This is a genomic window from Mycobacterium sp., from assembly GCF_049683355.1.
In the GTDB taxonomy this organism is placed as follows: domain Bacteria; phylum Actinomycetota; class Actinomycetes; order Mycobacteriales; family Mycobacteriaceae; genus Mycobacterium.
The window spans coordinates 1-10,425 of sequence record NZ_JBAUJB010000353.1; the positions used below are offsets into that span (position 1 = coordinate 1).

The following is a 10,425-nucleotide window of genomic DNA, read 5'->3' on the forward strand; positions in this document are numbered from 1 at the left end:
GGGTAGGCCATCGCGGCCGGGATCACGAACAGCAGCGCCAGGGTGATCCGGACGGTCATGTGTTGTTGTCCTTCCGTTTTGCGCTCGTGACGAGCACCGCGAGCACGAGCGCCGCCAACACACCGGCCCCGCTGAATGCCACCACACGGGGCATCGGATCCTCCGGAGCGGGTGGCGCAGGGGCGGGCGTCTGTCTGACGGCGGCCGGGTCGACCACGCTCTCGGGCCCCTCGGGAACCATCCAGGTCAGCGCGGCGACGGGGTCGATACTGCCGGCGCCCGCGAGATTCGACGGTGACCTGGCGCCGGTGTGGGCAGTGCCGCTGATGCGACTCACCACCTGCGGGGCGGTCAGTTCCGGGAACCGGCTGCGCACCAACGCCGCAAGCCCCGACACGTAGGCGGCCGCATAGCCGGTGCCGCTGATCGGTGCCATCCCCTGCTCGTTGTCCGGCATGCCGTTGGCCAGCCCGCCGTCGGCGGCGTTGCTGACCGAGGTGATGTTCTCGCCGGGGGCGGCGATGCCGACCCACGGCCCCGCCATCGTGAACTGCGACGGCTGCCCACCCGCTGTGAGTGAGCCGACCGACAGCACGTACGGCTGCCACCACGACGGTATCGACACCGAACTCACGTTCGCCCAGTTGCGCGGGTCGGACGGTCGGGCCGGATCGGTCAGCGGGTTCGATTCGCAGGCGGTACCCCCGCGGGTGTTGCCGGCCGCCGCGATGACCACCGCGTCCTTCTCGACGGCGGCGTATCTCAGTGCGGCGCCCAGTTCGCTCTGGTCGACGTTCTTGTTCGCCGGCACGCAGGTGACCGTCGAGATGTTGATGACCCGCGCTCCCGCGTCTGCGGCGCGCACCACTGCCCGCGCCAGCGTCGCGACGTCGCGGTGGGCCTGCGCCACCACCGGATCCTCACCGGGATCTCGGGCGGCGAAGTGGTCCGAGGACTGTCGGATCGAGATGAGGCGGGCATTCGGCGCCACTCCGGCGAAGCCGTCCGCGCCGGGCTGCCCCGCGATCAGCCCCGCCACCAGCGTCCCGTGACCGTCGCAGTCGGTGAGACCGTCGGTGGATTCCACAAAATCACCGCCGCCCTCGACCTCGGGCAGCCGTGGGCCGGGGGTCACGCCGGTGTCGATGACCGCCACCAGCTGACCGTCGCCCCTGCTGTGTTTCCAGGCCTCGGAGATGTTGAGCGACAGCAGGTTCGGGCCGACACCTGCAGGATCGGTGCCTTCGATCACGCCGCTGGCCACGCACTCACTGCGTTGTGCCATCGTCTGCACCGGCCCGGTGTTCCCGGTCGGCGGTGCCACCGCCGGGTCGACCTCGGGTGGGGTGATCGCACCGGCCGACGGCCCGCCGACCGCCAGGACCGCCGCGGTCACCACCGTCACGGCACCTGCGCGTCGGATCACCGATTCAGCACCCATGCGAAGATCCCCACCAGGTAGGCCATCACCGGGATCAATGATGCGTCGAACGCCGAGGCGACGAAGCCGAGCAGTCGCCGCATCGGCAGCGCGTAGGTGTCCGGCTCGGCGATCCGCGGGTTGAGCGCCGCCACCACCCACACCGCGACCAGAGCGGCGAGCACGGCCAGCGCCCACCCCGCCGCGGCGTGGTCCCCCGCGGCGGCGAACATCGCCAGAAGCACCGTGGTGACCAGGTACGAATGCCCGAGCAGCCACGCCTTGCACGGCGCGGAATCCCATACCCGGGCGCGCAGCGCCGCGCCCAACGCCACCGCGACCACCACGTACCACGCCCAGGGTGACACCTCACCGTCCCCGCCGACGACCGGCCATAGCACCGCGACAGAGCCGATGACGGCCAGCAGCACGCCCGCGGCGATGAAGCCGGTCTGGTGCGAGTCACCGGCACGGATGCGGCGCGGCAGATCCTCGAGCACCCGCAGCGGCGGTGCCGACGGCGTCGGATCACCCGGGGCCGGGATGACCGGTACCGGCAGACGCGCGCACAGCGACGAGAGTTGGGCTGCCTGCACGGTGATCAGCAGCGCCACCAGGATCAGCCCCCATCCGACAGCTAGCGGCGAGATGTTCCACACCGCGGCCGCCGCGTAGGCGAAGCCGAGCGCCCCCGGGGTGAGGCCGAGCTGACGCTGCAGCACGCCCGCTGTCGCGGATGTTTGCCAGATGGCCTCGATCACCCCGGACGACACATCGCCGGAAGCTGCCAGGCCGGTCCACGCGTCGCACTGGGCGTTGGCGATCCGCGTCAGCCCGGCGAAACCGGAGCGGGCGGCAGCGAGATCGGCCGGTCGCTGCCGGTCGTGCACGGACAACCCGAGCGCACGACAGCAGGTGGCGAACCGGCTGAGGACGTCGGGATCCACCCGGGGCGCTGCGGTCGCGAGCGTGTCACTTCCCATTTCCATGAACTGTTTTGCGAGAGCGCCGGCGCCTCGTCGAATAGACTGCGCCCGGTCCCCAGCCATCTCCCTACGAGTGGTTACGTATGGCTAAGCTGACTTTTGCTGAAGTTAGCATTGCATAACCAAACTGTTGAGACGCACGGGCGTCGGTTCAGAGGTGAGCCGGGTCACCCGCCCCCGGCGCTCAGACCAGCGGGCGGCCGGTTCGGATGCGCCGGTCGACGTCCTTGAGCAGGACGTTGAACGGGAACTGGCGAACGAACTTCGGCGACACGTTGTTGACGGTGCGCAGCACCGCGATCAACCGGTCGAACCTGCGCTGTCGCGCCGCGTCCCAGGGCAGCTGCATCTCGTCGCGGAAGCGCTGGGGCAAAAACCCGGTGGTGATGAGCAATGCCAGCTTTTCCGACCGGCGCCGCAGCGGTCCCGGCAGGGTCAGACCCCGCAGCCTGGACACGGCGATCGGGTACAGGTAGTCGCGGATCGCGTCGTCGATGTGCACCTTGTCCAGCGATTTCTGCCAGTATCTGTCGAAGGCGGCCCGGTCCGATGGCCACATCTCCTCGGGCACCTGGAGCATGGTCGCCAGCGCCCGGCCCTGCAGGTAAAGCCGATCGGCGGTCTGTTCGTCCATCTCACCGACGAACAGTCGGTGCACGTCGACGACGCCCTTGTACAGGCACGCCCCGACCCACAGCTGCAGATCCTTGTCGAAGGCGTTGTACTTCACCGGAGACGACTCGGTGGAGACCACCTGGGCGTGCGCGCCGTTGACGGCGCGGCGGAACGCCGCCTTCTGCTCGTCGGTCCCGTTGGAGGACACCGCGAGGTAGGTGAACGTGGTGCGGGCCCGCTTGATCGGGTGTCGGTCGACCCGGCCGCTCTCGACCGGGCTCTCCATCACGCCGTACCCGACGCCGGGGCGCGCGAGCTGCATGATGACGTTGGCGGGGCCGGCCAGCAGGCCGAGTCCCATCATGCCGTCGTCGGCTTGGCGGCGCCGGGCCTTGCGCGGGGCGGAGATCACGGCATCGGCCACCGGGCGCTCGACATGCGGCACAGCCGCTGCCACCGATTCGTCCACCGTCATGGACGGCTCCTTTCGCTTCCACACCCAATTATGAGAACGTGCGTTTCCTGATATTGCTCGGAAGCCGGGCGGGTGTCAATATGGACAGATGCCCCAGGTACGTCCGTACCGTGGCGTGGACGCCACGCAACGGATCGCGCAGCGCCGGCGTCGATTGCTGGAAGCAGGGCTGGATCTGCTGGGCGGCCAGACCACTCCCAGCGACCTGACGGTGCGCGCGATCTGCTCACAGTCCGGTCTGGCGGCGCGGTATTTCTACGAGAGCTTCGCCGACAAGGACGTGTTCGTCGGCGCCATCTTCGACTGGGTGGTCGCCGACATCGCCGCGACCACCCAGGCCGCGGTGGCCGCCGCACCGGCACGGGAGCAGAGCCACGCGGGTATCGCCAACATCGTGCGTGTCATCGCCGACGACGTCCGGGTGGGCCGGTTGCTGTTCAGCGCACACCTGGCCAACCCGGTCGTGGTGCGCAAGCGTGCCGAATCCGGGGCGCTGTTCGCGTTGTTGTCGGGCCAGCACGCGGGCGTCGCGCTGCAACTCGAGCCCAACGACCGGATAAAGGCTGCTTCGCACTTCGTGGTGGGCGGCGTCGCGCAGACGCTGAGCGCGTGGCTGGCCGGCGCCGTCGATCTGAGCCCCGCGCAGCTGACAGACCAACTGGCGGCGCTGATCGACCAACTCGGCGATCCCGCCCTCTACCGCGACTGAACCCGCGCGCGCCTTCGCCGGGGACTCAGCGCGCTGCAGGCACTCGGCGGTCGGCCGCGGTCTTCGGCGTGGCCGCCGCGTCGGCTTCAGTGAATTCCTTCGTCCAGCAGGCGAACTCGAGTGTGATGCCGTCCGGGTCGACGAAGTAGAACGACCTCACGTACACCCCGGGGTGCAGCGTCGCCGAGACCTGCGCTGCACTCTCGTCATGGTTGAGTATCGGGCCCACGCGCACTCCCTTGGCCTTGAGGCGCTGCCGGTACTCGTCGAACTTCTCCGCGGGCACATGGAACGCGAGATGGTTCATCGTGCTCACCGCGCTGACGATGTCCCCGATACCGGGTATGGCCTCCGGCGAGGAGATGCCGGGCACCCGGTCGGGCGCGTCGGCGAACCAGAAGAACGCCACACAATCGCCGTTTCCGGCGTCGAAGAAGAAGTGTTGACCCATCCCGCCGGGCAGGTCCAGCGACTTGACCAGGGGCATCCCCAGCACATTGGTGTAGAAGTCGACGGTCTTGGCCATGTCGGAGCACACCAGCGCGACGTGGTTGATGCCGCCCAGCTCGAATTCGGTGTTGACTTTCCCGCCAACGTTGTGCGGCTTGATCACGATCGCACCTCCACGGTACTGGCCACGGGCAGGAACTGAATCTAACATCAGATTCAGTTCAGCATCAACGACCGTGGGGAGCGCATCGGGTGAGCGTCAGTCCTCGCGAGCACCTGCCGACACTGCGCGGTCGCCAGACACAGGCCGCGATCGATGCCGCCGCCCGCACGGTCGTTGCGCGAAAGGGAATCCTGGCGACGACGATCGCCGACATCGCCGGCGAGGCGGGCCGGTCCACGGCGTCGTTCTACAACTACTACGACTCCAAGGAGGCGATGGTCCGCGAGTGGGCCGTGCGGTTCCGCGACGAGGCCCGTGAACGCTCGATGGCCGCCGCGAAACCGGGGCTGAGCCACCGGGAGCGGTCCCATCAAGCCGCCGCGGCGCACTGGGACACCTACCGCAACCGGCTCGCCGAGATCATCAGCGTGTCCCAGATGGCGATGATCAGCGACGACTTCGCCGAGTACTGGAACGAGATCTGTTCGCTGCCCATCGGGTTGATCACCTCACTGGTCAAACAAGCCCGACAGCAAGGCTTTTGCGAGGGCAGCGACCCCCATCTGATTGCCGTCGCACTGGTGTCGATGCTCAACCAGTTCTGCTACACACAGTTGTCCGGCGCACACGCAGCCGACGTCGATGACGCCGCCTGCATCAAGACGCTCACCGACATCTTCTACCGGACGATCTATCACCGGGAGGACGGAGACCATGAGTAAATCAGCACCAGGAGTGGCCCGGGAGTTCGTCGGCCTGGACTCGACCACCGCGCGGCAGGCGGGCTCGGGAGGTCACCCGTGCCAGGGCCTCTACCACCGCGGCCTGGGTCGCAAGCCGAAGGTGGCGATGATCGCGTCGCACTACCAGATCGACTTCTCCGAGCACTATCTCGCTGAGTATCTGGCCAACCGCGGGATCGGCTTCCTGGGCTGGAACACCCGATTCCGCGGGTTCGAGAGCAGCTTTTTGCTCGACCACGCCCTGGTGGACATCGGCGTCGGGGTGCGCTGGCTTCGGGAGGCCCAGGGCATCGAAACAGTGATCCTGCTGGGGAATTCGGGGGGCGGGTCACTGATGGCCGCCTACCAGGCCAACGCCACCGACCGGCACGTCACCCCGCTCGAGGGGATGCGGCCGGCTGCCGGGCTCGACGACCTGCCGCCCGCCGACGGCTACGTGGCCAGCGCCGCGCACCCCGGACGCCCCGACGTGCTGACCGCGTGGATGGACGCCGCAGTGGTCGACGAAATCGACCCCATCGCAACGCAACCCGATCTGGATCTGTTCAACGAGGTCAACGGCCCGCCCTACGACCCGGGCTTCGTGCAGCGCTACCGGGCCGCCCAGGTCACCCGCAACGAGGCCATCACCGACTGGGCCGAGGCCGAGCTCATCCGGGTGCGTGCCGCCGGGTTCTCCGACCGGCCGTTCACCGTGATGCGCACCTGGGCGGATCCGCGGATGGTCGACCCCACCCTCGAACCGACGAAGCGACCCGCCAACATGTGTTACGCGGGAGTACCGGTCAAGGCGAACCGGTCGACGCACGGGATCGCGTCGGCATGCACGCTGCGCAGCTGGATCGGGATGTGGAGCCTGCGCTACGCGCAGACCCGGGCCGAGCCGCACCTGGCCCGCATCGACTGCCCGGCACTGGTGATCAATGCCGACCAGGACACCGGCGTGTATCCCTCCGACGCCCAGCGCATCCATGATGCGCTCGGCAGTGACGACAAGACGCAGTGCGCCATCGACACGGATCACTACTTCACCACCCCGGGGGCACGCAGCGAGAAGGCCGATACCATCGCCGGATGGATCGCGCGCCGCTGGTGAGAGTCCTGGCCCACTTCACCCCCGGCCCCAAGGTGCTGGAATTCCTTGAACCGCACTCGGATTGGCTCGACGTCCGGTTCTGCGCCGAAGATGACGACGACGCCTTTTATCGCGAGCTTCCCGACGCCGAGGTGATCTGGCACGTCCTGCGACCCCTCTGCGGCGACGATCTTGCCGGCGCGGCGCGACTGCGGCTGGTACACAAGCTGGGCGCCGGGGTCAACACCGTCGACGTCGACGTCGCGACGGCTCGTGGCGTCGCAGTGGCCAACATGCCCGGCGCGAACGCGGCGTCGGTCGCCGAGGGCGCGGTGCTGCTGATGCTGGCCACGTTGCGCCGGCTTCCCGAGCTGGACAGGGCCACACGTGCGGGCGCCGGCTGGCCCTCCGACCCGACCCTCGGTGAGACGGTGCGCGATATCGGGGGCTGCACGGTCGGGCTGATCGGCTACGGCAACATCGCCAAACGCGTCGAGCGCATCGTCGAGGCGATGGGCGGCGACGTGGTGCACACCAGTACCGGTGATGACGGACACCCGGGGTGGCGCACCCTGCCCGAGTTGCTGCACGTCAGCGATGTCGTCTCGCTTCATCTGCCGCTGACACCGAGCACGCAAGGTCTCCTCGACCGCGACGCACTGGCACGCACGAAGCCCGGCGCGGTGCTCGTCAACACCTCGCGCGGCCCGATCGTGGACGAGGACGCGCTCGTCGCAGCGTTGCGCGCCGGCCAGCTCGCCGGCGCCGGCCTCGATGTCTTCGCCGTGGAGCCGGTGCCGACAGACAGTCCACTGCTGGGTTTGGGCAACGTTGTGCTGACCCCTCATGTGACGTGGTACACCGCTGACACCATGCATCGTTACGTGCAGTTCGCGGTGGACAACTGCGAACGCCTTCGTGACGGCCGGGACCTCGCGAACCTGGTGAACCAGGTGGCGGAGTAACCTCGGTCCCAACCAACCGGTTGGGGATCAGCCACGACGACGTGAAGAACAGGTGCCGCCATGCCCATCGCGATCAATGAAGAGCACAACGACCTCGCCGATTCGGTCCGGTCCCTGGTGGCGCGCGTCGCGCCCTCCGAGGTACTGCACGAAGCTCTCGAAACCCCGATCCCGAATCCACCGCCCTATTGGAAGGCCGCTGCCGAGCAGGGACTGACGGGGGTCCATCTGGCCGAATCGGTCGGCGGACAGGGATTCGGCATCCTCGAGCTGGCGATCGTCGTCGCCGAGTTCGGCTACGGAGCAGTGCCCGGCCCGTTCGTGCCGTCGGCCATCGCCAGCGCGCTGATCGCCGCGCACGACCCCGACGCAGCCCTGCTCAACGGTCTGGCGTCCGGGGACGTCATCGCCGCCTACGCGATCGACTCCGGGTTGACCGCGACCCGCCACGGCGACGGGCTGGTCATCCGCGGTGAGGTGCGCGCGGTGCCCGCCGCCGCGCAGGCTTCGGTTCTGGTGCTGCCGGTGGCGATCGAGTCCGGGGAGGAGTGGGTGGTCCTCGACGCCGACCAGCTCGAGATCGAGCCCGTTGCCAGCGTCGACCCGTTGCGTCCGATCGCTCACGTGCGGGCCAACGCCGTCGAGGTGTCCGACGACCGGGTGCTGTCCAATCTCAGCCGCACCCTGGCCCGCGCGCTGATGTCGACGCTGCTGTCCGCCGAGTGTGTCGGCGTCGGCCGGTGGGCCACCGACGAGGCGTCTGAGTACGCCAAGATCCGCGAGCAGTTCGGCAGGCCGATCGGACAGTTCCAGGCCATCAAGCACAAGTGCGCAGGGATGATCGCCGAGACCGAGCGCGCCACCAGCGCGGTGTGGGACGCGGCGCGCGCGATCGACGAATTCATCGGCGGGAATGCCGAGGCCTCCTACGAATTCGCCGCCGCCGTGGCCGCGACGCTGGCACCGGTCGCGGCCCAGCACTGTGCGCAGGACTGCATCCAGGTACACGGTGGCATCGGCTTCACCTGGGAACACGACACCAACGTCTACTACCGGCGCGCGATCGTGCTGGCGGCCAGCTTCGGCCGGCACGCCGACTACCCGCAGCAGGTGGTCGACACCGCGACCACGACGGGCATGCGGTCCATCGACATCGACCTGGACCCGGACACCCAGAAGCTGCGTGACGAGATCCGCGCGGAAGTCGCTGCGCTGAAGGCGATTCCGAAGGAAGAGCGCAACACCGCGATCGCCGAGGGCGGCTGGGTGCAACCGCACCTGCCCAAGCCGTGGGGCCGGGCCGCCAACCCGGTCGAGCAGATCATCATCGCCCAGGAGTTCTCCACCGGCCGGGTCAAGCGGCCCCAGATGGGCATCGCCGCGTGGATCATCCCGTCGATCGTCGCGTACGGCACCCACGACCAGCAGCAGCGGTTCCTTCCGCCGACGTTCCGCGGCGAGATGATCTGGTGCCAGCTGTTCTCCGAACCTGGCGCCGGTTCGGACCTGGCCAGCTTGACCACCAAGGCCACCAAGGTCGATGGCGGTTGGCGCATCACCGGCCAGAAGATCTGGACCACCGGCGCGCAGTTCTCGCAATGGGGCGCGCTGCTGGCCCGCACCGACCCGTCGGCTCCGAAACACCAGGGCATCACGTACTTCCTGCTGGACATGACGGCCGAGGGTGTCGAGGTCAAGCCATTACGTGAGCTGACCGGCAACGCGATGTTCAACACCGTGTTCATCGACGACGTGTTCGTGCCGGACGACATGGTGCTGGGCGAGGTGGACCGCGGCTGGGAGGTCAGCCGCAACACGTTGACCAACGAGCGCGTCTCGATCGGCAGCAGTGAGCCACCGTTCCTGGCGAGCCTCGACCAGTTCGTCGAGTTCGTGCGCGACGGCCACTTCGACCAGATCGAGCAGAACGAGGCGGGCAGGCTGATCGCCGAGGGGCATGCCGCGAAGCTGCTCAACATGCGTTCGACGCTGCTCACGCTGGCCGGTGGCGATCCGATGCCGGCGGCCGCGATCTCGAAGCTGCTGTCGATGAAGACCGGCCAGGGTTACGCCGAGTTCGGGGTATCCTCGTTCGGCACCGACGCCGCCATCGGTGATCAGGGCGAGGCGTCCGGGAAGTGGGCCGAGTACCTGCTGGCGGGCCGGGCCACAACGATCTACGGCGGCACCTCCGAGGTGCAGCTCAACATCATCGCCGAGCGGCTGCTCGGGCTGCCCCGCGATCCGTAGGAACGGTGTTTCCCGCCGACTGTTCGGGGAACCCGTTCGTGATGACCAGCGATCGGGATTTCGTCGAGAAGCGCTTCGACCGGCCGGGAGCTCTGCGATCGGCGGTCCTCTACGGGACCGCCGTCATCGCTCTGGCGGGGGTTGCGCTGGCGTTCTATGCGTTCGGTGCCCGTGATTCGGTGTTCGCCGCGGCACTGGTTCCGACGCTCCTGTTCCTCGGGGGCGTCGGCGCGCTCATCCAGACGTACCGCGAATGGAAGGGCGGCGGCGGCGGCTGGACCGCCTGGCAGGGCGTCGGCTGGTTCCTGCTGCTGCTGATGCTGGTGGCCCTGGCGATCCCAGGCTCGGCGTACATGGTCGGCGGGGTCGAGTAGGCCGCGCATCGGGCACAGTTCACCCGATGTTCAAGCGGGCCATGGGAAAACCGGGTACTCCGAAGCCGTGACAAATTTCGGCTCTTCCGGGAAGTCCGTGGGTCATGGTGTGACCGGGTAGAGCTGTAATCCGCCGAGGTGGAAGTAGATTGCGGTCTTGAAGTGCTCTCGGTTGCGGTAGCCGCGGGCGGAGACGCGGA

At 68.3% G+C, this 10,425-nt stretch carries 10 protein-coding genes; 6 read left to right on the forward strand and 4 right to left on the reverse strand.

Annotation, left to right across the window (positions count from 1 at the left end; all coding sequences use genetic code 11):
- Positions 1-55: 55 nt before the first annotated feature.
- The 3 genes from mycP to WA944_RS20215 form a co-directional block, all read right to left on the reverse strand.
- Positions 56-1,441 carry a type VII secretion-associated serine protease mycosin gene (mycP, locus tag WA944_RS20205; protein WP_526647282.1) on the reverse strand — a complete coding sequence of 462 codons (1,386 nt, stop codon included), beginning with the start codon at positions 1,439-1,441 and terminating at the stop codon, positions 56-58.
- A complete protein-coding gene (gene eccD, locus WA944_RS20210) occupies positions 1,423-2,469 on the reverse strand; it encodes a type VII secretion integral membrane protein EccD (RefSeq protein ID WP_526647283.1) in 1,047 nt (348 codons plus the stop codon). The genes mycP and eccD overlap by 19 nt, the downstream gene beginning before the upstream one ends.
- 121 nt (positions 2,470-2,590) lie before the next feature.
- A complete protein-coding gene (locus tag WA944_RS20215; RefSeq protein ID WP_526372549.1) occupies positions 2,591-3,496 on the reverse strand; it encodes an oxygenase MpaB family protein in 906 nt (301 codons plus the stop codon).
- A gap of 88 nt (positions 3,497-3,584) precedes the next feature.
- On the opposite strand from WA944_RS20215, the gene WA944_RS20220 reads away from it, so the two are divergent.
- Complete coding sequence (locus WA944_RS20220; RefSeq protein WP_526608947.1) at positions 3,585-4,205, forward strand: TetR/AcrR family transcriptional regulator; 621 nt, start codon at positions 3,585-3,587, stop codon at positions 4,203-4,205.
- A gap of 25 nt (positions 4,206-4,230) precedes the next feature.
- Here WA944_RS20220 and WA944_RS20225 read toward each other — a convergent pair whose 3' ends face one another.
- The gene (locus tag WA944_RS20225) at positions 4,231-4,818 is read right to left on the reverse strand and encodes a VOC family protein (RefSeq protein ID WP_526372129.1); all 588 of its coding nucleotides are present in this window, start codon (positions 4,816-4,818) and stop codon (positions 4,231-4,233) included.
- A gap of 89 nt (positions 4,819-4,907) precedes the next feature.
- Between WA944_RS20225 and WA944_RS20230 the strand changes: the two genes are divergently transcribed.
- The 5 genes from WA944_RS20230 to WA944_RS20250 are packed head-to-tail and all read left to right on the forward strand — an operon-like array spanning position 4,908 to position 10,225.
- On the forward strand, positions 4,908-5,540 hold the full coding sequence (locus tag WA944_RS20230) for a TetR/AcrR family transcriptional regulator (RefSeq protein ID WP_526372127.1): 633 nt from the start codon (positions 4,908-4,910) through the stop codon (positions 5,538-5,540).
- The gene (locus tag WA944_RS20235) at positions 5,512-6,657 is read left to right on the forward strand and encodes an alpha/beta hydrolase family protein (protein WP_526608950.1); all 1,146 of its coding nucleotides are present in this window, start codon (positions 5,512-5,514) and stop codon (positions 6,655-6,657) included. The genes WA944_RS20230 and WA944_RS20235 overlap by 29 nt, the downstream gene beginning before the upstream one ends.
- Positions 6,636-7,601, forward strand: a complete 966-nt coding sequence (locus WA944_RS20240; RefSeq protein WP_526608948.1) for a 2-hydroxyacid dehydrogenase — start codon at positions 6,636-6,638, stop codon at positions 7,599-7,601. Before WA944_RS20235 ends, WA944_RS20240 begins: the two co-directional genes overlap by 22 nt.
- 60 nt (positions 7,602-7,661) lie before the next feature.
- A complete protein-coding gene (locus WA944_RS20245; protein WP_526608949.1) occupies positions 7,662-9,851 on the forward strand; it encodes an acyl-CoA dehydrogenase family protein in 2,190 nt (729 codons plus the stop codon).
- Between the two features lie 41 nt (positions 9,852-9,892).
- Positions 9,893-10,225: a hypothetical protein gene (locus tag WA944_RS20250; RefSeq protein WP_526370496.1), complete on the forward strand. Its 333-nt coding sequence runs from the start codon at positions 9,893-9,895 to the stop codon at positions 10,223-10,225.
- Positions 10,226-10,425 lie beyond the last annotated feature (200 nt).